General features: G+C 42.5%; 26 protein-coding genes. 1 reads left to right on the plus strand and 25 read right to left on the minus strand.

Annotated elements, in window-relative coordinates; genetic code table 11:
• Positions 1-34 precede the first annotated feature (34 nt).
• From G608_RS0111590 to G608_RS0111710, 25 genes are all read right to left on the minus strand, one after another.
• Complete coding sequence (locus tag G608_RS0111590) at positions 35-337, minus strand: hypothetical protein (protein WP_026496165.1); 303 nt, start codon at positions 335-337, stop codon at positions 35-37.
• A 15-nt stretch (positions 338-352) separates the two neighbouring features.
• On the minus strand, positions 353-757 hold the full coding sequence (locus tag G608_RS0111595; protein WP_051209240.1) for a PaaI family thioesterase: 405 nt from the start codon (positions 755-757) through the stop codon (positions 353-355).
• A gap of 47 nt (positions 758-804) precedes the next feature.
• Entirely contained in the window at positions 805-1,302 is a 498-nt protein-coding gene (gene msrA / locus G608_RS21005) for a peptide-methionine (S)-S-oxide reductase MsrA (RefSeq protein ID WP_035795429.1), read from the minus strand.
• A gap of 28 nt (positions 1,303-1,330) precedes the next feature.
• Positions 1,331-2,920 (minus strand): transporter substrate-binding domain-containing protein, encoded by a 1,590-nt coding sequence (locus tag G608_RS0111605; protein WP_207637692.1) that lies wholly within the window; start codon positions 2,918-2,920, stop codon positions 1,331-1,333.
• A gap of 161 nt (positions 2,921-3,081) precedes the next feature.
• Positions 3,082-4,680 carry a hypothetical protein gene (locus G608_RS0111610; protein WP_026496168.1) on the minus strand — a complete coding sequence of 533 codons (1,599 nt, stop codon included), beginning with the start codon at positions 4,678-4,680 and terminating at the stop codon, positions 3,082-3,084.
• Positions 4,681-5,388, minus strand: coding sequence for an ABC transporter ATP-binding protein (locus G608_RS0111615; RefSeq protein ID WP_026496169.1), 708 nt, complete (start codon positions 5,386-5,388; stop codon positions 4,681-4,683). It abuts the gene before it with no gap.
• Between the two features lie 157 nt (positions 5,389-5,545).
• Positions 5,546-6,322 (minus strand): ZIP family metal transporter, encoded by a 777-nt coding sequence (locus G608_RS0111620; protein WP_026496170.1) that lies wholly within the window; start codon positions 6,320-6,322, stop codon positions 5,546-5,548.
• 56 nt (positions 6,323-6,378) lie between these two features.
• Entirely contained in the window at positions 6,379-6,549 is a 171-nt protein-coding gene (locus tag G608_RS0111625) for a hypothetical protein (protein WP_026496171.1), read from the minus strand.
• Positions 6,550-6,684: 135 nt separating this feature from the next.
• Complete coding sequence (locus G608_RS0111630; RefSeq protein ID WP_026496172.1) at positions 6,685-7,167, minus strand: DUF6672 family protein; 483 nt, start codon at positions 7,165-7,167, stop codon at positions 6,685-6,687.
• Positions 7,160-8,266: an ABC transporter permease gene (locus tag G608_RS0111635; RefSeq protein ID WP_026496173.1), complete on the minus strand. Its 1,107-nt coding sequence runs from the start codon at positions 8,264-8,266 to the stop codon at positions 7,160-7,162. Before G608_RS0111635 ends, G608_RS0111630 begins: the two co-directional genes overlap by 8 nt.
• Complete coding sequence (locus G608_RS0111640) at positions 8,263-9,333, minus strand: ABC transporter permease subunit (RefSeq protein WP_026496174.1); 1,071 nt, start codon at positions 9,331-9,333, stop codon at positions 8,263-8,265. Before G608_RS0111640 ends, G608_RS0111635 begins: the two co-directional genes overlap by 4 nt.
• A 13-nt stretch (positions 9,334-9,346) precedes the next feature.
• Positions 9,347-10,933 (minus strand): sugar ABC transporter ATP-binding protein, encoded by a 1,587-nt coding sequence (locus tag G608_RS0111645; protein ID WP_026496175.1) that lies wholly within the window; start codon positions 10,931-10,933, stop codon positions 9,347-9,349.
• A gap of 64 nt (positions 10,934-10,997) precedes the next feature.
• Positions 10,998-12,311: a DUF3798 domain-containing protein gene (locus tag G608_RS0111650; RefSeq protein WP_026496176.1), complete on the minus strand. Its 1,314-nt coding sequence runs from the start codon at positions 12,309-12,311 to the stop codon at positions 10,998-11,000.
• A 235-nt stretch (positions 12,312-12,546) separates the two neighbouring features.
• The gene (locus G608_RS0111655; RefSeq protein ID WP_026496177.1) at positions 12,547-14,217 is read right to left on the minus strand and encodes a glycoside hydrolase family 13 protein; all 1,671 of its coding nucleotides are present in this window, start codon (positions 14,215-14,217) and stop codon (positions 12,547-12,549) included.
• A gap of 77 nt (positions 14,218-14,294) precedes the next feature.
• Complete coding sequence (locus G608_RS0111660) at positions 14,295-15,689, minus strand: MATE family efflux transporter (RefSeq protein ID WP_026496178.1); 1,395 nt, start codon at positions 15,687-15,689, stop codon at positions 14,295-14,297.
• Between the two features lie 12 nt (positions 15,690-15,701).
• Positions 15,702-16,298: a 2-dehydropantoate 2-reductase gene (locus tag G608_RS0111665; protein WP_026496179.1), complete on the minus strand. Its 597-nt coding sequence runs from the start codon at positions 16,296-16,298 to the stop codon at positions 15,702-15,704.
• Positions 16,299-16,373: 75 nt separating this feature from the next.
• On the minus strand, positions 16,374-17,492 hold the full coding sequence (locus tag G608_RS0111670) for a macro domain-containing protein (protein WP_026496180.1): 1,119 nt from the start codon (positions 17,490-17,492) through the stop codon (positions 16,374-16,376).
• A 104-nt stretch (positions 17,493-17,596) separates the two neighbouring features.
• Entirely contained in the window at positions 17,597-17,752 is a 156-nt protein-coding gene (locus tag G608_RS23265; protein WP_155833279.1) for a hypothetical protein, read from the minus strand.
• Positions 17,753-17,795: 43 nt separating this feature from the next.
• Positions 17,796-18,017 carry a hypothetical protein gene (locus G608_RS0111680; protein ID WP_026496181.1) on the minus strand — a complete coding sequence of 74 codons (222 nt, stop codon included), beginning with the start codon at positions 18,015-18,017 and terminating at the stop codon, positions 17,796-17,798.
• 298 nt (positions 18,018-18,315) lie between these two features.
• Positions 18,316-18,996: a vWA domain-containing protein gene (locus G608_RS0111685; RefSeq protein WP_026496182.1), complete on the minus strand. Its 681-nt coding sequence runs from the start codon at positions 18,994-18,996 to the stop codon at positions 18,316-18,318.
• 115 nt (positions 18,997-19,111) lie between these two features.
• Positions 19,112-20,656 (minus strand): leucine-rich repeat protein, encoded by a 1,545-nt coding sequence (locus tag G608_RS0111690; RefSeq protein ID WP_026496183.1) that lies wholly within the window; start codon positions 20,654-20,656, stop codon positions 19,112-19,114.
• Between the two features lie 218 nt (positions 20,657-20,874).
• A complete protein-coding gene (locus tag G608_RS0111695) occupies positions 20,875-21,282 on the minus strand; it encodes a flavodoxin family protein (RefSeq protein ID WP_026496184.1) in 408 nt (135 codons plus the stop codon).
• A 458-nt stretch (positions 21,283-21,740) separates the two neighbouring features.
• On the minus strand, positions 21,741-22,631 hold the full coding sequence (locus G608_RS0111700) for a DNA/RNA non-specific endonuclease (protein WP_026496185.1): 891 nt from the start codon (positions 22,629-22,631) through the stop codon (positions 21,741-21,743).
• Positions 22,632-22,665: 34 nt separating this feature from the next.
• A complete protein-coding gene (locus G608_RS0111705) occupies positions 22,666-22,857 on the minus strand; it encodes a hypothetical protein (RefSeq protein ID WP_026496186.1) in 192 nt (63 codons plus the stop codon).
• 57 nt (positions 22,858-22,914) lie between these two features.
• Positions 22,915-23,550: a hypothetical protein gene (locus G608_RS0111710; protein WP_026496187.1), complete on the minus strand. Its 636-nt coding sequence runs from the start codon at positions 23,548-23,550 to the stop codon at positions 22,915-22,917.
• Between the two features lie 508 nt (positions 23,551-24,058).
• Here G608_RS0111710 and G608_RS0111715 point away from each other — a divergent pair.
• Positions 24,059-24,250, plus strand: a 192-nt coding sequence (locus tag G608_RS0111715) for a helix-turn-helix domain-containing protein (RefSeq protein WP_026496188.1), incomplete at its 3' end; no start/stop codon positions are given.

Genomic DNA, 24,250 nt, shown 5'->3' on the forward strand with positions numbered 1-24,250 from the left:
CAGCAAAGTGACGCCCTTTATAATTAAATTCTTTTCACTTCTTTCCCACAAGTATCATACTGGATCTAGGCCCTAAAGTTATTGAACTCTGATTTCCAAGCTTCTCTTCCTTACCCACATCTGCGCTAAAGCCGTAGGCCTCAAAGGCCAGATACCACTTATATTTCTCAGGCAAAACCGGAAGCTCAAAGGTCTGCTCTTCCCAGTAGGCATTGATGCCCACATAGATAAAGACATCCTTTCCCGTCTTATACTTCTTCCCATCCTCTGCGAACATATAAGCAAAGGAAAGAGCCGGTGCGCCTGTATCAATATCCCAAGGCTTTGTGCCATGCATGGCATATCTCCCTACTCAGTCTTTATCCGGTAACCTGAACATATCTACATTGCCATCTGAAAGCAGCTTCCCATCAGGGGTTGTGACAGATGCATGGATCACCACCACGCTTTTTCCCCGCTTAATAACACTGCTCTGTGCAAAAACCTCTTTTGCATCCTTGGTGTTGGCAAGGTAGTTTACATAGACATTCTGCGTAACGTAGTTGTGATTATCGGCTCTTGCGGTAATTCCCGCCACGCAGTCCATAAGCGTATACAAAAGCCCGCCGTGAATCATCCCATAAGGATTACAGGAGTTCTCTGTGATGGTGGCCTTAAGAACACTTTTTTCCGGAGAAATCTCCACAATCTCTATGTTGTTATACTCCATGAAAGGATTATGCAGCCTGCTTAAGGGATAATCATTCTCACTTCCCATATCATCCTCCTGTATAATCAAAGCTACCGGTCATTACCTAAAGCTGATCAGGATTTTTTCTTACCAATCTCAAACATAATGGCAGGAATGTGGCAGTAGCCCTGGGGATTTTTCACAAGATATTTCTGGTGATACTCTTCTGCCTTATAAAAATTCTCAAGAGGCTTAACCTCTATTGCGCTCTTTTGTCCAAGCTCCTCTTCAAGAACGGCCATCCTTTTCTCAATTACGGGAAGCTGAGAAGCATCCGTGTAGTAAATTCCTGTGCGGTACTGGATTCCCTCATCTCCGCCCTGCTTGTTAATTGATGTAGGATCGATGACCTTAAAATAATATCCGATCAGTTCATCCAATGTGATCACGCTGCTGTCGAACTCCACCTTAACTGTCTCTGCATGACCGGAATCATTGCAAACCTCCTCGTACGTGGGATTCTCAGTAGGACCGTTGGCATAGCCTGTATCTGTACTGATAACTCCGTCAAACTGATCAAAAAATCTCTGAGTGCCCCAGAAGCACCCTCCCGCAAAATAAATTGTTTCCATAATAGTTCTCCTCCACTGTGTAAAGCCATCAGATCATTCGGAAAAACTGCGCTCTTGCCCTGAATAATCTGACTAAAATTACAAATACAAAAATAATCAAAATCACCGACAGGAACAGCCAAATATTATCCTTAAACATGTCCATGTTCGAATATGAATAAAGAAGTCCCGCATAACGATATGCCATATTCTGCACATATTCAGGACCAATAATATTAACTCCGCGGTTTAGGAGCTTTAGAAGTCCCTCATTTCCTATCTTTACTCCAAAGCACCTGTCATCAGCCATGCTAAGCTGCTTAAAGGAAAGCCCCGAATACTTTCTGTTCCTTAAAATATCATTTGCACGAAGCCCGTTAAGAGTCGTGGCATTTGCCTTTCCTGCAAGCACCGCATCAAGGCATTCCTCGATTGAAGTATAAAGGCTTACCTCCGCCCCGGGAAAATTGGTCTTGATATAATAGTACTGCATTTTATTGTTTTCATTAACAGCAAAATGAGTAACCACATCATCATTATATTCTCCAAGGTAAACCAGATCACTGGATGCCGATATCACAGGATTTGACTGATAGATTCCGTTTTCCTCGGAATAATAAAGTCCGCCTCCCACAGGAAAAGCTACATCGATATCTCCTCTTGTGACATCATAAATCATGTCATCATAGCTGCGATACCCCACATAACTTACATTAATTCCGGAAATATCCAAACCATCTAAAATCTCAGGAATAAGATTCTTAATTACACCTGTAACATTGCCCTCTTCATCGGTATCGCTGTAAGGCAGATAATTCTCAAGATATCCAACCTCAAGAGTTGAATGACTGCTCATCCACTCTCTTTCTGATTCGGAAAAAGATCTACTTGAGATTGTTGATGCGTAATATTTACTTCTAAGGGTGTTTAAATAGCTGGGCTCCTCTACAGAAAGCTGCATCTGCGCATAATTGAGCTCATCGAGAAGATCTTTTCTTTTATTATTCACGCAAAGATAATAGTCATTTGCACCGAAATTACTGATAACCTCTGCATGCTCTCTCTCCCTGGTACCATAGCCCTCGGCTGCAAGAATATCTATCTCCTTGGTATCAAAGGCCTTGAAAAGAGAATCATAATCCTCGAAGATAACTACCTTTGCCGTGGTTCCGTTGGCAGTAAGATACTTCTCAAGCTCATCCACCATGGCGCTTCGCAAAACGCCGATCTTTTTACCCCTGAGAGTCTTTGGATTTCTTGATACCGTCCCGTCTCTGTCATGCTTTACCAGCGTATAGGTCTCATTTCCCATTGGCTCATCCGGATATGCTATAAGAGATGTTCTCTCCTCCTTATAAGCAAGTCCCGCCATGAGATCAATCTCTCCTGCAACCAGCATGTCATAGAGCTCCTGAAAGCTTCCGTAGACATATTCATATTTCCAGCCTGTGTACTCCGAAAGCTTACGATAATATTCGTATGCATATCCTGTTTTAACGGCACCGATTGCAGCACCCTCTTCAAAAACCTCGTTCTCATAGTATCCAACCTTTACGGTCCTATCCTGAGCCTCCGCCCCGGAACCATCCTCAGCCCTAACGTTTACGGGATACATGAAAACAGTTATAAGAATTATCAAAAAGGAAAGACTGAAAATACGCTTTCCGATATTTGCAAAAAAACTTCTATATTTGCGACAACAGCCCATATATAAAAAAATCTCCATCTCTTTTAGTCATACATATTTATGATATCAAAAGATGGAGAATTTCAGAAGTATTCTTCGCATATATAATTAAATTAAAGTGCTGCGAATTCCTTTGTCCCTTTGCTCTTTAACCAGAATGCCAAAGCAATTGAAAGCACCGCAAAAATCACCGTCCAGATCAGCATATAAATCACGTTTCCTACCAAGTATCCAAAAAACATATAGCAGGCTGCAAATATCACGCAAATCGCCCAGCCTCCGAACATTGCAAGGAATACACCTCCGCTGTGCTTTATGGGTTCAATCTCGTTAGTCCAGTTAAGAAGCGGCATCTTCACTGCTATTACTGTATCAAGTATTCCCGAAAACAGAACATATACCATGGGCATAAGCACCAGTAAAACTCTCTCTCCTAAAGATGCATCCGCGCCGATAGCCGTCATCACGCTTCCAAGCAGCATTGGTATTCCCGTAAGAATAATCTGTAGTCCTGCCTTTGCAGAAAGCGCAGTCCAGGGCTTAACAGGAAGTGACTGACTTATCCAAAGATTCTTTCCCTCCAGAGAAACCGATGGAGCTGCCATACCATTCATGGAAGATAACAGGCACAGCGCCATGCATACAAGAATCGTTGCGCACTGGGGGCGCTCACCAATAGCTTCGTTTATAAGAGGCATAAATTCTCCGGCTTCCAGCAGGAAATAAACTCCCGAAGCAGGAATTAGCAGTATTCCAAGGCCACAGTTCAGCATATAGTTGGGACTTGATGTAAATCTTGCAAGCTCCTTTGAAAGCATTGCTCCAAAAATGCTCTTTTCTTTTACCTTTTTCTCCACATAGTGCTCAGTCTTAACCCTTCCTGTTGCCGTGGCAATAGCCGAAAAGCTCTTAAGCATCCTCATCCAGATAAATCCAACCAATACAGAAACTGCCACTGTAAAGCCGATTGCACAGACAATGTTACCTGTTCCTATAAGGCCAAAGAGATAAAGCACATAAGCCGCACCTTTGATCTTTTCGCCGTATTCCTGCGCATGAAGCAGCAGATCTCTGATAAAGAATCCTGCCTTGAAATAGAAGAAATAATAGCCGGCTATAAAAAGCAGTGTAACAGCCACAGTCACAAAGCTCTTATTCTTTATCTTAAGACTAATCTTTGCCACAAAAAGTCCAAGCAGACATGAAAGGGCAAGTACGAAAAATGACAGGATAAAGAACAGCAAAAACAAACATACCAGCTTCAGGGCTGATACCCCTGATACCATCAGATACACAATATCCATGGGGATCATAACCGTCAGCAGATACATGGTTCCCATCAGGTAAACATTAAGGAGTCTTGCCCCGACAATCTTGCGAACAGGAATTGGCATTGAAAGAAGAAGGTCATTGTCCTTTGCAAGATACAAAGCAGTATAGGTGTTATACACGCTTCCAAAGCAGCCAAGCAGAATCGAGATTCCGCCCATCATAAGAAAATACATCCAGTCCATATCCGCCGCTACGAGCGGGCCGCACAAAGTAAATGATAATCCAAGGAACATTCCACCAAGGAGTCCCACCATAATCACAAAGAAAAATACAATCCACGCTCCAATAGCAAGGGGCGAGCGCATCTTGTTTTTCTTAGCGTCATAAAAATATCCTTTGAAAACCTCAAATAGCTGCTTTTTAAGTAGTGTCCTAAGCATTTAGACCGCCTCCAGTTCAAGGAAAACTTCTTCTAACGTATCATCGCCTTTGACTTCATCCATGGTTCCAACCTTTACCAGTTTGCCATGATTGATTATCGCAACCTTGTCACAAAGCTTCTCAGCCACCTCAAGTACATGCGTTGAAAAGAAAATCGCTCCGCCCTTATCGCAGTGCAAACGCATCATTTCCTTCAAAAGATGTGATGACTTGGGATCAAGTCCAACAAAGGGCTCGTCCATAATAATGAGCTTAGGGTCGTGCATCCATGCAGAAATAAGTGCAAGCTTCTGTTTCATTCCGTGTGAGTAAGCTGCGATAGGAAGTGCCAGATCATCAGTGATCTCAAATAAATCAGCATATTTTCCGATTCTGTCATTTCTAAGCTCTGAGGGTATCTCAAATATATCTCCTACAAAATTCAGATATTTGATTCCGCTCATAAAATCGTACAGATCCGGATTGTCCGGAATGTAAGCAAGATCCTTCTTGCAACGAATGGGATCCGTTTTCATGGAAATCCCATCTATCAATATGTCGCCTTCATCAAAATTCAGGATGCCGACGGCGCTCTTAAGTGTAGTACTTTTTCCTGCACCGTTATGTCCTATAAATCCGAAGATTTCTCCTTCCTTAATCTCAAGGCTAAGATCATCCACGGCTTTTTTATCACCATAGGTTTTGGTTAAATGTTTTATCTCTAACATCTCAAAATCCCCCTTAATCTTTTACATCATGTCATTAACAGTTATCGTCTTTTAGGGCGTGTTTTCCTTTCACAGTACTCTGACATTAACTATAACGACAAATAAAAAACAGACCCATCCTGCACGGATTATGGTCTGTTTTACACTGCATTATAAATTATCCAAGAGCTACATCAAGGGCCATCATGACTGTGAATCCAAGAGCAAACATAAGAACACCGATATTTGAGTGCTCACCCTCCGACATCTCCGGAATCAGCTCCTCCACTACCACATACATCATGGCACCGGCCGCAAAGCTCAGAAGATATGGCATTGCCGGAACAATAAGCCCCGCCGCAACTATGGTCAAAAGTGCTCCAAGAGGCTCTACTGCACCGGATAATACACCGGCCAGAAATGCCCATAATTTACTTTTTCCATTGGCATGAAGGGGCATTGAAATAATGGCTCCTTCAGGGAAATTCTGAATTGCGATACCGATTGCCAGTGCCAGAGCTCCGCCTGCCGTAACTACCGAGTTCCCTGCAAGATATCCCGCATAAACCACACCTACCGCCATTCCCTCGGGAATGTTGTGAAGAGCAACAGCCAGTACCATCATGGTTGTCTTTTGCAGCTTTGACTTTGGTCCTTCTGCTTTTTCCGCATTCATGTGAAGGTGAGGTATCACGCAGTCAAGCAATAACAGGAACAATATTCCAAGCCAGAAGCCAATGGCTGCCGGTAAAAACGAAAGCTTCCCCATTCCCACCGACTGATCAAGAGCCGGAATAATAAGGCTCCATATCGAAGCCGCCACCATTACTCCGCTGGCAAAGCCTGTAAGCGCGCGCTGAACCTGGGTATCCAGTTCCTTTTTCATAAAAAAAACAAGAAATGATCCAAGGGCAGTTCCAACAAAGGGTATCATGATTCCAATAGCTGTTTCCATGCATTTTCTCCTTTTTATGCAGCAAAGGATGGTCATCCGTCAGATGACCATCCTTCTCATATGATTGTATATTGCATTAGTTCGTACTTAAGCTGAGTTCCCTCTGCTATTCCGTCCGGTAAAAGAGCTCGTGCCACCAGCTTAAGGTCATCGGACTCGATATCCGTTCTCCTTAAATTCGCATAGTCGCCGTCGATACTTTCAACTACGTAATACCATGTCTCCATATTCCGATGCCTTTCTTTACATAGCCATGCCTCCTGCTGTCATGGGTCTCTCCATGGGTCTGCGAAGGCGTAATCTTTCCTGCTCTTTCATTATCTCATATGTCACAGTATTATCACATAAAAATATTTAGTTTTTTATTCACCAAAGTCCATAAGTCCTTCGGTCTCATCAGTTACTACTTCCTCATCTTCAAGCTCAGCTGCGGAAGGTGTAGGAATAAATTCTGTAAGATATGCATCCTGAGGAAGACCTGCAAGCATTGCAGGAAGGTTCAGGATAATACCATCCATGCTATAGGGAAGGGGAAGTCCTACCTGAACCTTGGAGGTCTTTCCATCCTTCTCGTTGGTAACAAGGAGCTGCATATTGAAGCTCTGACCCATGGTATCAACCATGCCGCGCTCCCCTGCCTTAAGGGATGCTACCTTCTCACCATTTATCACAACATCAATTTTGTAAGGAACATTATCAACAGTCTGTCCGCCATACTCAAGGGATTTATTATCAAAATAAACCGTATGGCCTCTGCCGATGATGAACATTGCTACAGCTATCAGAACGAGGACTACAATCGCTACTATTCTGAATATCCAAATTCTTTTCTTAGAATCAGCCATTTACTTCCTCCTCCTGTTCAAGAGCAAGCTGTTCACTGGCTCTGGACTTATTTTTTCTCTTGTTGGTCTCATACATGATAAGAGCAACCGTGATAACCGCATAGGATACAAATACGCGGAAATACTCACCGATCATTGAATCGCCGGTAATGACTGTTCCTGCCTTAGGTGCTACGATGAACATTGTGTGGAAAAGAACGATACCAAGGAAAACATTTCCGATGGACGCCTTATCTACTGATGCACCACCTACAAGAAGGGCTGCGATACAGAACATACCAATCTGTGAGTGTGAGCTGTAGGTTGCAATGTTACCCATATTCTGGAGGTAGATGATCATACCGATGCCTGCAAATACTGTTGAAAGCACCATAGAAATAATTCTTGTGCGCTCAACATCGATTCCTGCGTCTCTTGCAACGCCTATATCCTGGCCAACCGCTCTCATGTCCTGACCGAGCTTTGTCTTTCTGAACCAGATGATAACAAGGCAAAGAAGGAACACGATGATGAATGTTGCAACAGGAATCTTAACGCCTGCGATTGAACAGGGAATAAGGTTATCAAGCTTCTGTCTCATGGAAAGAAGTGAAACCGTATTTCTTACACCATATCCGCGGGGAAGCTTGATTGTGCTGTGCTTGATGGGAATAACAGGTCCCATGAGGTAAAGCACTACCAGCTGATAAATACCGTTTATGAAAAAGCTTATGATGTAACTTGTGATCATCTCACGACCCTTAGCCATGTTCAGGACTTTTCCGCAAAAAAGACCAAGAAGAGCTGAGATCGGTACAGAGATAATCATCGCAAGTACCATTCCGGGAATGCCAACTATCTGCCAGTCGCAAACCAGAATAAGGCCAATCTCACCTGCCATAGCACCGAGAGTCATTGAAAAGTTAAGACCCATACCTGCCATGATAGGAATAAGAAGGCTGAGAATAAGGAAGGCATTTCTTCCCATTCTTGTTACGATCTCATTTGCAAGATAGCTGGGTGACAGGCCTGAAATCGGCGCACACACCGCACAAATGATCACGAACATAAGGGGAACAGAAAATCTTCTAAGGTAATCGCCTATATTTTTATTACTCATTTCGTTCCCTCCGTTTTTCTTGTAAGTGCATACAGAATCATACCGTTGGAAACAATTATTCTGATAACCTCACTCATATCAAGATGAATCATGTTGTTCATTACTGTAGGTGTCATTGTAACAATTCCCTGGAAAAGAATTGTTCCGATGATAACGTTCATGATGGATGCCTTATTAACTGAAGCACCACCGATAAGGATTGCTGATACAGCAGGAAGTGCCATGTAGAAAGGCGCCATGTAAAGCTGTATAAATCCGAAGCCCTGCTCGTAAACAAGGATTCCGATAGCAGCAAGCCATGTGGACATTACTACTGAGATAAGTCTGATCTTGTTTACATTGATACCTGCAGATCTTGCAAATTCAGGGTTTGATCCAACGGCGGTCATAGCAGTTCCTGTCTTGGTGTGAAGGAAAGCCCACATCAAAAATGCAAGGAGCGCGAAGAATAAAAGCGCGCCTGTAGGAATTGAAAGATTGCCGATGTTGATCTGAAGAATCTTTGCAAGTGCCTGTGTGTAATATCCCTCAAGGGAGATTGTTGTTCTGAGACCTTTTCCTGCCATACCCCATACCATATTCGGGCTGTGGTAAGGAAGAAGAAGCCACATCATACACATAAGTGATACAGATGAAAATCCAACGTAGGTTGCGATCATCATCTCGCCGCCCTTGATCTTATTAAGAAGCCATCCATATACGCTTCCGAAAACAAGAGCAAAGGGTGTTGCCAAAAGTGCTGCCATGAAAAATGACATTGTTCCTGTGAAGCCAAGCTCGATTGAAAGTGTGGCTCCAAGAAGACCTGAGATAATTCCAAGGGGCAGACCAAAGTTCAGTCCGCATCCGGAATGTACCATAGGTACCATAGCAAGAACGAGAATTCCGTTCCAACTGAAACGATTTATAATATTTGAAATCTGAGTGGGAAGATCCGCTCCCACAAAGGGTGATACTACAAGGAGCAGCACCAGGAAGCCTGTAATAATAAGTCTTGGAAGCCCGAAATCCTGAGCTATGTCCTTCACCCTGTCTTTAAATGTGATTGTCGCTGTTTGTTCACTCATCACTAATAACTCCTTAACAGTTTTGCAGCATTAATTCGCCAAATTTCTCAAGCTGTTCGCCGGCAGGAAGAATTCCCGCAACCTTACCACCGGAAATAATTGCGATTCTATCGCAGGTTCTTCTCAGCTCTTCAAGCTCTGATGAAACCATGACGATTGTTACGCCGCTTTCCTTATTGAACTGCTTAAGTGCATCAAGTACCAGTGCCTTAGCACCTACGTCAATACCTCTTGTAGGCTCACTTACAAACAGGAGCTTCGGCTCAAGAGCGAAGGCCTTTGCAAGACAAATCTTCTGCTGGTTACCACCTGAAAGCTCTTTTGCCTTCTGGGTTGAACTTGTACATTTAATCTTTAGCTCATCGATATATTTCTTGGTTACTTCCTTGATTGCGGCATCATCTCTCCACTTGATAAGACCGCCAAGATATTTCTTAAGGAACTTATTCTGAATCTGCATTGCAGGGAATGATACATTCCACTCAAGAGATTCATCAAGAAGAAGTCCCACGCCTCTTCTGTCCTCTGATACGAAAGCAAAGGATGAATCAAGGCATCTTCTTGGATTGTTAAGAGGAATATCCTTTCCTTCAAAGGTAACTGTTCCGCCTGCCTGATAAAGTCCCATGACACCATTGGGGATTCCAAGCTTACCCTGTCCTGCAAGACCACCGATACCAAGGATCTCTCCCTCTCTGACATCGAGGTTTACGTTGCGGACTGTTTCACCGGGCATATCAACCCAAAGCTTTCTGATAGAAAGGATTGTCTTTTTATCTGCCCCTGTGTCCTCAGTAACATAAGTTGCATCGGAACCCTTAACATCACGTCCTACCATCCACTTTGTGATATCCTGAACGCTGGTGTCCTCGGTTTTTGATTCATTTACAACATAACCGTCTCTCATGGTGATAACTCTGTCACATACAGAAAGAATCTCACCAAGTCTGTGTGTTATGAAAATAACGGCGATGCCGCGCTTTGACATTCCTCTGATTGAATCAAGAAGAGCTTCTGCTTCTTTTTCTGTCAAAACAGCTGTAGGCTCATCAAGAATCAGGAGCTTAAGCTGCTCCTTTGAAAGCTCTCTTGCTATCTCTGTAAACTGCTTATGACCTACCGGCATATTTGAGGTAAGCATATTCTGATCTATATTAACGCCCATTTTCTTAATTGCTTCTTCGGCGCGTTTGTCCATATCCTTACGATCCAGCGTATCCATACGGTCGCTGAAAAGTTCTGAAAGTACACTTTTTTTCTTAGATTCGCGGTTTAAAAGAATGTTTTCTGTTGCTGTAAATCCCGGAATAAGAGAAAACTCCTGGTGAACCATTCCTATTCCCTTAGCGATTGCATCAAAGGGTGACTGGAAAGAAACCTTTTCAGAATTAAGCAGAATCTCACCTTCGTATCCCCCTGTTTCACGAATGTCGTCTGCTCCGAAAAGAATCTTCATCAGTGTGGATTTGCCTGCACCGTTTTCTCCGCAAAGACCAATAACCTCGCCCTCATTAAGAGTAAGGTTTATATCGGTAAGGACCTGATTTCCGAAAAAGTCCTTTTTTATGTTTTTCATTTCTAATAGTGGTGCTTTACCCATTTTTTACTAAAACCTTTCTTTCTCAAAATGTGGGGAGATAAGAATCTCCCCACTAAGGTATGACTTATTTTGTTGTGAAGTACTTCTCAGGAACTTCGATTTCTGTTGAACCCATGTACTTACCGGGATCACCCATGATGTATGTATCCTGATAAATAAGGAATGTGTTGTCAGCCTTAACACCTGTGTCAGCATTTGTGTAGTTGGAACCGTTCCATGCTGCGCCGGGTGAGAATACCTCGTAAGCCTTTGAAATATCATCGATATTTGTAAGCTCACTTGTTCCGTCGATAACGTTCATAGCGTGCTGTGCAAGACCTGCAGAAACTGTGTAGCCGTATGAGTATGCCCATGTACCAAATCTGCCTGCGCCGCCTTTTTCTACAACTGCGCTCTCAACCTTTGCAAGGATCTTGGAGAAGTCACCGGCCTCTTCTGTGAGGTCAAGACCAAGTGCTCCGGGATATCCCATAAGAGGTGAAGGAAGGTCAGCTTCGATGAAGTATCCGCCGTTCTCAAGAAGTCCACGAAGAAGGGGCTCTGTGTGAGCGTCGTTTGTACAGAAGTATGCAGAGTTCTGACCGTACTTCTCAACCCACTCCGGAACGTGCTCAGCGATGTAAGCCTGTGCTCCGGGAACGCCTACGTCAGTTGTCGGATCGGGAGCTGACTCCATAACGAATTCCATACCGAACTCTTCGCAAGCAGCCTTCATGATAGCTACACGACGGCTCATTGTCTCATAAGAGAGGTGACGAGGGAATGAAATGTGTACGAATGTGTCACATCCAAGCTCGTGAGCTGTACGGATGATAAGGTATCCACGTGCTACGAAGTCGTTGTTACAAACAAGGTCAGCTGCGCTTCCGATTTCAGGAAGATCCTCGTGTGACTCACCTGCGATACAGATGATGTCAGGTCTTCTCTCTTTAATCTGACGGAATGCTTCTGTTGTTCCGGGAATTGCCTGGTTTACGATGATTGCCTTCATGTCAGCATCATCAGAAAGATTTACGATAGTCTGAATTGTTGTCTCAAGCTCTTCTGTGAAGTTATCAGGATATGTTGCAAGGATAACTCTGTCCTCACCATACTTAGCCTGGAAAGCCTCAGCTCCTCTTCTGTCGTCCTCAGACTGTGATACAGAACCTGTTACGATACCGATGTGGTAATCGCCTGCTGCCTCAGTTACTTCCTCAGCAGCCTCTTCTGCTGCGGGCTCTTCGCTTGCAGTATCAGCAGCTTCTTCAGTGCTGGTCTCAACTGCTGCAGTATCTTCCTCAACAGTTTCGATAGTTGCGCCGCCAGTGTTTCCACATGCTGCAAGCATTGTAGAAAGCATAACTGTAGCGGTCATTACGCTAATAAACTTTCTCATTTACTTTCCTCCTTTGACGTTTTGACGTTTTAAAGCGTTAATTCGATTAAATGGATTATATCAGATGGTTTCCTATATCACAATAAAATTCATCAAGTTTTTTAATAAAAAAAATCAAGTTTCCCATCGATGGTATTGTGTTCCAAATTCTGATAAAAAAAAGACGCTTCGGTAGTTTACCGAAACGCCTTTGTTCCTCGGATAGTAAATATTCATTTTTCCAAACGGGCAATACTTAATCCTTCAGATCAAAAACCGTTGCCTCGTAAGGTCTGATAGAGGAAGCTTTTTCCTTGTAATTACTGATGAGAATATCTCCTCCGGTCATAGCCTCGATGCTCTTTGGAACATCAAGAGTCTTATCCGTGAAGTTACATACAACAAGAAGCTTTCTGCCGTTAAGACTTCTTGTATAAATGAAAAGATTCTCATCCTCAGCCTCTAAGAGCTCGTAAGTACCATCAACTATAATGTCGTTTTCCTTACGGAGACCGATAAGCTTCTTATAGTAATTATATACTGAATCAGGATCATCCACCTCTGCTGCGGCATTGATGGTCTTATAGTTGGGATTAACCTTAAGCCAGGGCTTACCTGTGGTAAATCCGCCGTTTTCAGAATCATCCCACTGCATGGGGGTTCTTGCGTTGTCACGGCCCTTTGCGCTGATGACATTCATCATCTCTTCATGGGTGTAAACCTTTGCATCCGTAACAAGATCCTTGTAGATGTTTATCTCCTCTACATCATCACAATCGGAAATTTCCTTGAATGTATAGTTAGTCATTCCAAACTCTTCGCCCTGATATACATAAGGAGTTCCCTGCATCATGTGAAGGCATGTAGCCAGCATCTTGGCAGATATTTCTCTGTACTCATCGGAATCATTGCCCCATCTTGATACGATTCTCGGCTGGTCGTGGTTATCCCAGAAAAGACTGTTCCATGCTACGCCTGCAAGCTCCTTCTGCCACTTTGTGAGATTCACCTTTAAGTCAGGCAGATACAGCTTCTTCATGGTCCACTTACCGTGCTCATCGGAATCAAGATCCATATGCTCAAACTGGAATACCATGTTCAGTTCTTTTGAATCAAAGCCCGCATACTTTTTAGCTTCTTCAATGGTTACGCCTGCTGCCTCACCTACAGTAACAAGGTCATACTTACTTAAAACCTTCTGGTTCATCTCCTTTAAATACTCATGAACGTGAGGGCCGTTTGCTGTGATGTTTCCGCAAAATGCGTACTTTTCTCCGGGTCTTACGGGACCGTCCTCATAAACTTCGGGCTTTGAAATCAGACTGATAACGTCCATTCTAAAGCCGTCGATTCCCTTTTCGCACCACCAGTTCATCATGTCGAAAACGCCATCTCTTACCTTGGGATTTTCCCAGTTAAGGTCAGGCTGCTCCGGAACAAACTGATGCAGATAGTACTGTCCTGTGGTCTCATCAAACTGCCATGCGGAGCCGCTGAAAAATGCACCCCAGTTGGTGGGCTCATGACCATCTACGGGATCCTTCCAGATGTAATAATCTCTGTAGGGATTGTCCTTTGATTTTTTACTCTCCAAAAACCACTTGTGCTGGTCCGAGGAATGATTTACAACAAGGTCCATAACGATCTTAAGACCTCTCTTGTGGGCCTCGGAAAGCATTTCATCAAAATCAGCCATGGTTCCGAATTCAGCCATGATGTCGCGATAATCGCTGATGTCATATCCGTTATCCTTGTTGGGGGACTTATAAATCGGAGAAAGCCAGATTATAGTCACGCCAAGATTCTTAAGATAATCAAGTTTTTCCGTTATGCCTTTAAGATCGCCGATTCCATCACCGTTACTGTCTTTAAAACTCCTGGGGTATATCTGATATACCACAGCATTTTTCCACCACTTTTTATCCATAGTCCCTCCTTATTAAGAAAAATATGTGTTATGTAAGCTATTTCTACCGGCCACTGCCGGATTTTTCATAAAAGAATTCAGCCTCTCTTCGGTTTCCAGCCCTTCATGGCTGCTATACCCTCAGGTGTAACGGGCTTAATCCACTTACCCCTATAGAGATGAACCTGCATAAGGACATATCTGATGGGCTCATCCATGTAGCAGCAGGCAAATACAAAAAGTGTAGGAAGCTTAAAAATCATACCCGTGGACCAGACAAGTGGTACTACCATTGCCCACATGAAAGCGATTTCCAGGATTGTTCCGTAGGAGGCATCCCCTGCTGCCCTGAAGGTATCGTTCTGAGTCCAGTTACCCATTCTGATAAAGGCTGCAACAGCGTAAATGCACAGGAAACCAAAGGCAATTCTGAAGCTTTCTCCGCTCATTCCCATCAGCGTCAAAATAGGTGTATGCAGAACCACCAGCGACAGTACAACAAGTCCGATTACAGACTGGCACAGATAGATAAGCCTCCACGCCCTTGCATAGGCTGTATCGATATTGCCGCTTCCAACCTCTTTTCCCACAAGAATGGAGGATGCATTGGAAAAGCCTGCAAAGAATCCAATTACAAGTCCCTCAAGAGTTCTGAAAACAGCGATGGCCGCAATAGCTTCCTCCGGCTGTCTTCCAAGGACTATATTTATCACCATGTTTCCAAGGCCAATTAAAACCTCGTTGGCAATGATCGGCGCACACTTTTTAAAATACTCTCCGATAAATGAACCCTTCCATCCAAAATGCCTGTTAACCGCAAGAAGATAAGGGTGCTTATTCCAAATTCCAAGAACAGTCAAAACAGCCACGCTTACAAGCTGTGCGATCACCGTTGCAAGAGCTGCTCCGCGAACGCCCATGGGCTTAAAGCCTAAATGTCCAAATATCAAAACCCAGTTAAGGAATACATTTGTCAGAACTGACGCTATAGAACTATACAGCGGTATCCTCACCCTCTCAGTGCACCTTAGCATAACTGCCATGGCCATGGATAATACCATAAGCGGATATGAAAATCCTGCAATTCTAAGATATGAGATACCTATCTGCTGAATGGACTCCTTGTCCGTGTACAACTTCATGACAAGCTGCGGAAAACAAGTCCCCATAAAACAAAACAGCGCAGCAACAGTCATCATACAGGTCAGCGTAAGACCGTAGGATCTGTTAATTCCATCCTCGTCCCCCGCTCCCCAGTACTGGGATATGAAAAGCATTCCTCCGCCTACAAAGCCCCAGTAGCCACTGAACATAAGTGATGAAAACTGCGCACAAAGTCCCACCGCACCGACTTCCATCTGCCCCAGCGATGCGATCATCATTGTATCCACCATAGATCCGGTGGTAGTAAGTAAATTCTGCAGTGCAACAGGTATTGCTATCACTGCAACCTTCTTAAGAAAATCTCTCCAGTCAAATCCTCTTCCGCGCATATTAGATTTCCTTTACCCCACTATATTTCTTATCGACTCCCAATCATAACAACGTCTGAAATCACCCTCAGGGAACTCACAATCGCGGTTCCAGGGTCTGTCGTAAACAAGCACCTTTAATTCCGGCAGATGGCTGAAAAAGCCAAAGGCCATGGGCGAATCCTCTACTGCATAATCAAAATGCATCTTGTAATAATCCTCAAGCTTAAGAGTAAAGGAGCTGCCTTTTATGAAGTTATCCCGTCCGTATTTATCAAGACAAAAAAGCTTAACCCTGTCCAGATCGTGCTCATCAAGCCACTGTCTTGAAGGCTCATAAGCACTTGCGGGCCGCCCGGTTATTATAGATACATCTATGCCCTTATCTATCCAGCTGTTTATGGTCTTTGAAGCACCCGGGGTCTCATCATAAGAAAGCAAAACCTCCGGCTTATGCCCCTCTATCATCATGTATTCATACTGCTCATCTGTAAGAGAAAAGGTCTTTTGGAGATTAAAATATTTCATGTTTTCATAGGGTACATGAATTCCAAAAAGCCCTATCACAAGATTGGAAAAGCTCTTTGCTGTCTCGCAAAGACAATCATCAAAATCAACGTATATTTTCATTCAGTAAAATTTCCTTTATTTAAACTTCCATATGTAAGTTTTACATTTTTCAGAGATTAATTCAATAAAATTACTCTACTTATTAGATAACGGATCAAGGCCGTAATCAAACAGCGCTATATCAATTTTAATAACGCTGTAGTCCCCGCGGCTAATGAAATATCTGACCACAATATCCGTCTGTGAAATGGGCGACAAAGCGTATCCCGCAAGCCCCAAAAAGTCCACCGTCTCATCCAGATTTAACCTAAGTCCCACAGCCAGTGCCAGCATTTTTTCCTTGGATGGCTTAACCTGACCCTTTAAGAGCTTTGAAAAATACTGCTTTGATATATTTGCAGTCGTGTAAACTTCGGAATTCTTTAGGCCCTTCTTGTTAATAAGCTGCTGCAGATGCTTCTCAAAGGAATCCGTGTACATCTCCTTAAGGGCATCATCAAGGGACTGGGGCTCCTCATCGTCCGCAAGAAACATCATCTCGCATTCGAAATCTTCATCCTGAGCATCTTCCGCCTCAGCTTCGAAATCTTCATCCTGAGCTTCTTCCGCCTCATCTTCGAAATCTTCATTCGGAACCTGTGTCTTTTCAGCTCTCGCCCCAAGCATCGCCTCCATTCCGAACGCTTCAGGTATGCCATAATAATACTCAGCCTTAAGAGCAGAGCTTACATATTCTTCATCAATGAAACTCTTTATATCATCAAAGATTTTTCCTGATACATGATATGCATATTCGCCGAAAACAACCAGCGTAATCTCCATCTCATAATCCATAAGGAACTGAGTAAAAGAATCTATAGCAATCTGAATTCCAAGCTCCTTGGGAAATCCATAGGTTCCTGTCGCCAGAAGCGGAAAAGCAATTGACTTACAGCCATTCTCTGCAGCAAGCGCAAGGGACTTATCATAGCACTGCCTAAGAAGCTGTTCTTCACCATGATCTCCCCCTTCCCACCAGGGACCGCTGGCATGGATAATATACTTCGCATCCAGATCAAAGGCCGGAGTAATCCCAACTTCACCGGGCTCAAGCACGCCAATTTCACTGCGGGCAGCAAGAAGCTTCTCCTCACCGGCAGCCTTATATATTGCGGCATCAACGCCATCGCCTATAGCTACTTCCGGATTGGCAGTATCTACAATGGCATCTGCTTTTACTTTTGTAATATCATTTCTGATTATTGAAAACGGCATAATCTTATCCCCCTAATCCATAATAGAAAACGCCGGGATTTTTGTAAACAATCCCGGCGTTTAGTACATCCATATTTTCATTTTAGTATCTCATTTCCTTTTCATTATTTTGCAGCAGCAAGGCTGTCAGCGAATCTTATAAGCTCACTCTCGATTCTGCTGTAGTCTGAAGCATCCAGTCTGCCAAAGGGCTTTCTGTATGTAGCTGATGCATCAATGAAACCAAATTCTTCCATGAAACTCTCAAATAATCTAAGCATAATCTTTTACCTCCAATACAAAACCATAAACCTTCAATTTTTATCAGCCATCAATGTGAATGTGTTCTCCGCAATGTGTGCACTCCACATCATCCTGCATAACATCTACTGTTGTTAACTCCTGGCAGTGAGGGCAGCTGATTTCCATCATCTGTGTCTTTGCTGCTTCTGCTGTCATATGCTTGTTTAAGCCTGAGCCTAAAACAATTGCTACTGCTGTAACTATCATTACTATTTCCTTTAACATCATGTTCCCCTTTTTCATTTCAAATCCCTCTCTCATATTTATGTTTTGTTTCGTTGTTTTCTTGTGATGAAATCATATTATCAATCCTTCTATCACAGTTTTATCACTCTCTGTCCAACAAATGTCTTAAATCCATAATTCATGCGGTTTTAAGCCTCCTTATAATGAAATAATATTTCAAATTTACGATATTATGTATATCGAATGACGCAAAATAACCATTTCTAATCCTCTATTATAGATAACGAAACAAAAGCGCCGGAATCTTCAACAAAAAGATTCTGACGCTTAAATTTTTTATCCGGCATGGAAATAATTATCTACGCTGACCACTGCGTCTTTCGTAATCCTCTCTGATATCTTCGTCCCAGTCACAGCAGTTGAGCTCTTCCTCGGCATCCATTGCGCTTTCTGCCATCATTACTGAGCAGACGGCCTTTGAAACTCCGGCGTAAAGATTTGCTGTTCCAACAGAATCGTGCATATAGTTGACCGCTCTTTCCTTTTTAATGCCGAAACGCTTCGCCTCAGCATAAGAATCAATATTCGCACCTATGAAAATGAACTGCCATCCATATTTCTTCTGCTCATGCTGTATCATCTTCTTTATCTGGTCATATGAATATCTGCAGCTGGCATTTTCCATTCCATCGGTTGTTATTACGAAAATAGTCTTATCAGGTCTCTTGTCCTTTGGTGCATGCTTGTGGGCGTTTGCCGTGTGCTTGATAGCTCCGCCAACTGCATCAAGGAGAGCTGTGCACCCTCTCACATAATACTCTTCTGGCGTAATATCCTTAACCTCTCTGATATCTACTCTGTTATGCAAAACCTCAGTTACATCATCAAACAGTATAGTTGATACATATGCCTTTTCACCGGTCTGTCGCTGCTTCTTTATCATGGAGTTAAAGCCGCCTATCGTATCCAGCTCCAGCCCTCCCATTGATCCTGATCTGTCCAGTATATAAACGATCTCTGTATAACCTTTACTCATTTTGCTACCTCCTTTGCAACAATCATTTTCTTTACAATGTCATGTTACAAAAAAGGCAAATAAAAATGGTCAACCCGGAGTTGACCATTCCAATTCAAAGGAGTTTTTTATGTAATCACTTATTTATAGCTCTTATAAGCTTTTTCCTGGTGCTACCTTTCACACCCTTTACCTTGATGGTAGCGTCCTTGCCAATCTTCTTGAAAGCGCCTTTACCGATTTTCAAGGATTTGTTTGCCTGGATAGTTACTTTACCAAGCTTTTTACATTTAAAAAATGCTTTATTTCCGATTGACTCGACATTTGAGCCGATAGTGACTGTATTGATTTTCCTGTTATTTTTGCAGGCATTATTTGCGATAGCTACAACAGGATATGTTTTTCCCGCTACAGTTACTGTGTTAAGGCCTGCCTTCTTTTTGGAATCAATTTTTAATGCGGTAGCTTTTCCGTTAACATCAATTAAATAGGTGATGTCATCTACGATTACCTTCTTCGGAGCGCTTGCAGTATCAGTTGCATTGTCGTTGGCAACAGGAGCCTGTGACTTGCCTGCATACTTCTTATACAACTCTTCTTCTGTCATGCCTCCAGAACCCTGCGTAGATTCCTTTGGAAGGATAATAGTCATAGGTGAGTAAAACGGTATTCTTTCTTTGATGAATTGAGTTTTTATTTCATCACTTAAAGTGAAGGTAACTTCATCCTTAACAGAATTGGTCGACAGTACTTTATATGTATCAGTCTCCTGTCTGTCAACTATTTCAATGTCCATTTCTCCGTCAAGGTCTAAATCAATTTGTCTTCTTCCATTTCTATCAGGAGATGCTACTACCTTAACTTTAAGAAAATCTAAGGAATCATATCCATAAAATGAACGCCTGATCATATCCATAGGATCTGATACTTCAGTAGAACCTTCTGACAGATCTATTGTTAACTCACCTTTGTCGAATAATGCCTTGGTATCAACTGCAGGAAGTGTAACGCTCACAGGTTCTGAATCTGCGTAAGTACTATAATCACGGGATAGAGTTCTGAGTTCTACCTTCTTCTCATAGTCGTCCATTGCTATTAATACATAGTTACTCCCTTTACTTATTAAACCGCCACTTGTTCCTTTGGGGTCGGGATAACAAAACGTATGGCTTAAGCCATCATCCTTCCAACTGATCATATATCTGTAAATGTAAGTACGATCATTGGAAACTTCCACTTTTACGTCCTGGGGCTGTGCTTCCCTTTTGCTGATTGTTGTAGAGTATGATTTTACTACGTAATTTGGGTCTTTCTTATATCTTTCAATATCAAATACGATAATACCCTTTTTCTCAGCTCTCCATACGACATAAACCGTTACTTTTCCGGGATTATATCCATTAGTTAACCAAAACTGTTCTTTATAGGTTTCATTGGCAGAGAGTTTCTTGTTTGTTTCCAAATCCATCCACTTATCGGATTTGTCGTCTCCAAATTGAATCCACAAGGAATAATATCCGTCAGAAGCAGCTGTAAACTGGCAATAATTTTCCACAAGTTTTATATCCTTGGCGCCTTTTGCTGCTGCGGCCTCAGAGCTGATGGATGAACTCCAAAACAAGACTGTCATGCACATCACAGATGCGATGACTACTAATAGATTCCCCAAATACTTCTTCATTACAAAATACCCCCAACTTTAATTCATTCTGCAATATTGCAGCATCCCCCCAGACAATTATTATATCAAACGTTATTACAATGTCACAAGAATATTGGCATGACGAAAGACTACGCAGAGGATTCATGAGTTTCTCTCCACGCGAAAGGGCGAGACTACGCAAAAAAGCCGGTTTGAAACCGACTTTTTCATGTCATATATGTATGGGTACATTGAATTTATTTATACTGTTTTACAAACTGTACTGCTGCGTCAATGTCATCCTGGTTAGGTCTGCCCTTGTGGATACCCTTGAACTCGCCCTTGCAGTGGAATTCCTTCTCATCCATGGGAATGCCAACCTTATCTGCCTCAGCCTTAACCTTCTTGTATGTTGAGTTAAGCATAGCTGCGGATCCAAAGTTAACTATCTTGCCAACCTTGTTCTTATCAAGTGATCCCACAAAAGCTTTAACCTCAGGATCTATGTTGAATGCATAATAAGAATTACCAAGGAAAAGAATATCAACAGGCTCTTCAATAGCTTCACTTATGGGAAGCGCTTCTACTCCAAGTTCCTTTGCAATTGCTTTAGCAAGTCTCTTTGTGTTACCTGTCTTTGTATAATATCTTACTGCGTAAGTCATGTCGGGGTCTCCTCTCTATATACACGTTTCATTTATCATTATTAGATTGCGTACAATCAATTTACTCCACGCAAGTAATTTTGTCAAGTCATCAGAAATCTCTTTGCCAAATTTCTTTATCTCAGCCTGTGTGACACTTTTGTGATAATCGTAGGAGTATTATTAACTCAGAACATAAGACAAGGACAGCCACGGTAGCGATGCTTCACCAAGGTGGAGTCGAAAGTCTTAAAGGATATAATTCCAGCAAAGGTAGCGATGCTTTACCGGAGCCAAGGAATAAAGCCTGCGGTTCATTATTGAGTGGAAAGATATTAAGGGCGGCGATGCTTCACCCAAAAATATCATATAAACAATCATCCACTGCAAAGGAGTTTTCTCCACGCGAAAGGACGACACTACGAAAAAAGCCGGTTTGAAACCGGCTTTTTCGTGTCATACACATTGTATTTATGCTATTAAGGTTTACACCTTCCGCAAGGCCTATAGCCCTGCTCCATAACTTCATCTCTGGTAGAATCCTCAAAATAGACCTTATTCTTCTCCTTCATATCCGACACACTGTCACAATCAGGATAGTGGAACACATGAGAATTCCTGTTCCCGATATATGAATAAGTCTTATCGGGCTTATTACTTTGACCTTCCTTATAATTCTTATCCAGCTTATTGGAGCCATCAGAATAATCTATGATTACCCCGGGCTGAACGTTGTAGCAGAACACATTGAAGCTTACGCCCTTGCCATCATCCTCAACTGACAACGCCTCGATTTTCACGCCATCGCAAAGAAGATTATTGCCTTCAAATACGGGAGTAACCCTATACATTACGTGGTTGCCGGTGCTTTTTACATAATCAGCAACCTCATTCTCATAAGGCAGCATGCCTTCCACATTCATGTATCTGGTGCCGGTTATCAGGTTCTGCTCATTGGCATTCTCACCGGTGAGCTGGAAGCCTATCATATGACATCTGTTGTAGAGAAAAGGCGGATCCGAATCAACAAGTCCCGGATATTTCTCCTGCTCCCAGCCTGTAGGCTTTACCATGCTTATGGACTCGCGATCCTTTGTAGGCATAAGATCCTTGCCAATGCTGGCTGTAGCCGGAGTGCATCTGCCAAGATCGTCAAACTCACCATAACTCTCAAAGGATACCTTCGTAATCTCGCTCTTTGAAAACTCGGGCTTATTATCATTTATCTCTACTGACGGACTGCCACTATAAGCAGGGATCTCGGGCTCTTTTTTATCCGCATAGACCCTGCTGCCCATCATGTTGACTACAAAGATGACAGCCACAAGAACCAGTATCCATATGAAATTAGACTTACGAATATTTCTCATAGCTGACCTCCTTTTCTATATTTTACATCAGTCATCAAAAATCATCATCATCGCTCATAGCCCAGAGCCATGCCTCTTTATCAGCGCGATCCTTCTCCAGCTCTTCCTGCCTTCGATAGAATTCCTTTTTCTCTGACCTGGACATATTCTTGGTAAGCTTCTCCATTTCCTTATCTGTAAGCCTTACATCATGCTCATCACTTGAAAACAATCCGAATAATCCCATAGTAAATCTCCTTATTTATGAATCACAATTACCAATTCTGCACCGGTAAGAGCTTTCTCACAAATTATCTATATCATAAATTCCATCAATAATTATCATTCCAGTAATCTTCCGCTGCATCGTATGCTTCGTCCTCATCGTCGTAATCATCCTCGTAGTCGTAGAACTCCTCATACTTATCGTCCGCAAAATCCTGCGCGGATTTGTAGTTATGAACTCCGTAGTAGTCATAGCTCTTGTCTTAATGAGATATTCCTGCTCGTCATTTATATGTGCGTGATCTCTTCCGGATATCTTGTTGTCATACTTAATCCTCAGTGATCCAAGGTTCTTGTTTATGTTCCTTCTGTTTTGCGGGAAAAAGTTGCCAATACTTCCTGCCAGAGAATCCATTGTTCCGTAAAAATGACCTGTGTATCCGCCGGCACCCTTATTTAAAAGGGATATCATTATCGGATCCCCATAGCTGCTGGTAAAGCCACTGTCCAGCCACAGATAAACTGTATCCCGGTCCGGCTGCATTTTGCATGAACACTTATCGTCTATATAAAATTTTGTAGATTTTTCATTTGTGATAAATTTCTTGATAGTCTGAGGACTTGGCATCTGTTTGCCGCTAAGCTTCGCAATACCCTCCATCACACCTTCGATATCGTCGATAACTATACCATTGTCAATCATGAATTCCTGCATAATCAATACCTCCGTCTTTGCAATCTCGTTGTTAAAAGTAATCTCTGTGATCGCATGTATCAGCGGAGTAGAACGCGCTTTACTGGTCCCCCGTCCATGACCGGTTCTATGCTCGCTTCTAATTTTTCTGCACTGTTCGATGTTGTTAAGATAAGATTATAATAGTGCATTACATGCTGAAAATATATGTCACATGTAGCCAAATAACCCACCTTATTTTTCTAAACCAAAAAGGATTATTGGGCTCCTCCTCATCTTCAATTCTATCGAAAATGAAGTCCAATAATCCTCTCTTATAGCCGCACGAGTGTTCGTTTTTTTGTCACGATTACATATAATTATCGTGACTAACTTAAATGTAATTTTTAATTCCAGTTTGCAAGAGTAAATTCTAGGGTTATGGAAGTTACTCTTACACATATATACTTGCCATATTGATATTCACATATAGATCTCTATATAATGTTCGGGCAGCTGATTGCCTGCCTGTGCAGATTGGAGATTTATTATGAATAAAGGCAATCAGAAACATATAACATTTGAACAACGTGTAGAGATTGAAAAAGGATTGACCGAAAACAAGTCCTTTGCTGAGATAGCAAGGATAATCGGGAAAGATCCTTCAACTGTCTCAAAGGAAGTACGTTTGCACGCTCAAGTTAAAGAACGGCCAGATCCCGGATATACAAATCCACCATGC

This window comes from Butyrivibrio sp. WCD3002 (genome assembly GCF_000424265.1).
Taxonomy (GTDB): Bacteria; Bacillota; Clostridia; order Lachnospirales; family Lachnospiraceae; genus Butyrivibrio.

Excerpts from the sequence above, each read along its gene's own strand:
- G608_RS0111645 (WP_026496175.1), bottom strand. The coding sequence starts at position 10,933 with ATGGGTAAAGCACCACTATTAGAAATGAAAAACATAAAAAAGGACTTT.
- G608_RS0111670 (WP_026496180.1), bottom strand. The coding sequence starts at position 17,492 with ATGCCGTTTTCAATAATCAGAAATGATATTACAAAAGTAAAAGCAGAT.
- G608_RS0111615 (WP_026496169.1), bottom strand. The coding sequence starts at position 5,388 with ATGTTAGAGATAAAACATTTAACCAAAACCTATGGTGATAAAAAAGCC.
- G608_RS0111590 (WP_026496165.1), bottom strand. The coding sequence starts at position 337 with ATGCATGGCACAAAGCCTTGGGATATTGATACAGGCGCACCGGCTCTT.
- G608_RS0111655 (WP_026496177.1), bottom strand. The coding sequence starts at position 14,217 with ATGGATAAAAAGTGGTGGAAAAATGCTGTGGTATATCAGATATACCCC.
- G608_RS0111710 (WP_026496187.1), bottom strand. The coding sequence starts at position 23,550 with ATGCAGGAATTCATGATTGACAATGGTATAGTTATCGACGATATCGAA.
- G608_RS0111665 (WP_026496179.1), bottom strand. The coding sequence starts at position 16,298 with ATGAAAATATACGTTGATTTTGATGATTGTCTTTGCGAGACAGCAAAG.
- G608_RS0111595 (WP_051209240.1), bottom strand. The coding sequence starts at position 757 with ATGGGAAGTGAGAATGATTATCCCTTAAGCAGGCTGCATAATCCTTTC.
- G608_RS0111620 (WP_026496170.1), bottom strand. The coding sequence starts at position 6,322 with ATGGAAACAGCTATTGGAATCATGATACCCTTTGTTGGAACTGCCCTT.
- G608_RS0111680 (WP_026496181.1), bottom strand. The coding sequence starts at position 18,017 with ATGAAAAAGGGGAACATGATGTTAAAGGAAATAGTAATGATAGTTACA.
- G608_RS0111685 (WP_026496182.1), bottom strand. The coding sequence starts at position 18,996 with ATGAGTAAAGGTTATACAGAGATCGTTTATATACTGGACAGATCAGGA.
- G608_RS0111660 (WP_026496178.1), bottom strand. The coding sequence starts at position 15,689 with ATGCGCGGAAGAGGATTTGACTGGAGAGATTTTCTTAAGAAGGTTGCA.
- G608_RS0111690 (WP_026496183.1), bottom strand. The coding sequence starts at position 20,656 with ATGAAGAAGTATTTGGGGAATCTATTAGTAGTCATCGCATCTGTGATG.
- G608_RS0111625 (WP_026496171.1), bottom strand. The coding sequence starts at position 6,549 with ATGGAGACATGGTATTACGTAGTTGAAAGTATCGACGGCGACTATGCG.
- G608_RS0111695 (WP_026496184.1), bottom strand. The coding sequence starts at position 21,282 with ATGACTTACGCAGTAAGATATTATACAAAGACAGGTAACACAAAGAGA.
- G608_RS0111635 (WP_026496173.1), bottom strand. The coding sequence starts at position 8,266 with ATGAGTAATAAAAATATAGGCGATTACCTTAGAAGATTTTCTGTTCCC.
- G608_RS0111640 (WP_026496174.1), bottom strand. The coding sequence starts at position 9,333 with ATGAGTGAACAAACAGCGACAATCACATTTAAAGACAGGGTGAAGGAC.
- msrA (WP_035795429.1), bottom strand. The coding sequence starts at position 1,302 with ATGGAAACAATTTATTTTGCGGGAGGGTGCTTCTGGGGCACTCAGAGA.
- G608_RS23265 (WP_155833279.1), bottom strand. The coding sequence starts at position 17,752 with ATGCTTAGATTATTTGAGAGTTTCATGGAAGAATTTGGTTTCATTGAT.
- G608_RS0111610 (WP_026496168.1), bottom strand. The coding sequence starts at position 4,680 with ATGCTTAGGACACTACTTAAAAAGCAGCTATTTGAGGTTTTCAAAGGA.
- G608_RS0111630 (WP_026496172.1), bottom strand. The coding sequence starts at position 7,167 with ATGGCTGATTCTAAGAAAAGAATTTGGATATTCAGAATAGTAGCGATT.
- G608_RS0111650 (WP_026496176.1), bottom strand. The coding sequence starts at position 12,311 with ATGAGAAAGTTTATTAGCGTAATGACCGCTACAGTTATGCTTTCTACA.
- G608_RS0111700 (WP_026496185.1), bottom strand. The coding sequence starts at position 22,631 with ATGAGAAATATTCGTAAGTCTAATTTCATATGGATACTGGTTCTTGTG.
- G608_RS0111705 (WP_026496186.1), bottom strand. The coding sequence starts at position 22,857 with ATGGGATTATTCGGATTGTTTTCAAGTGATGAGCATGATGTAAGGCTT.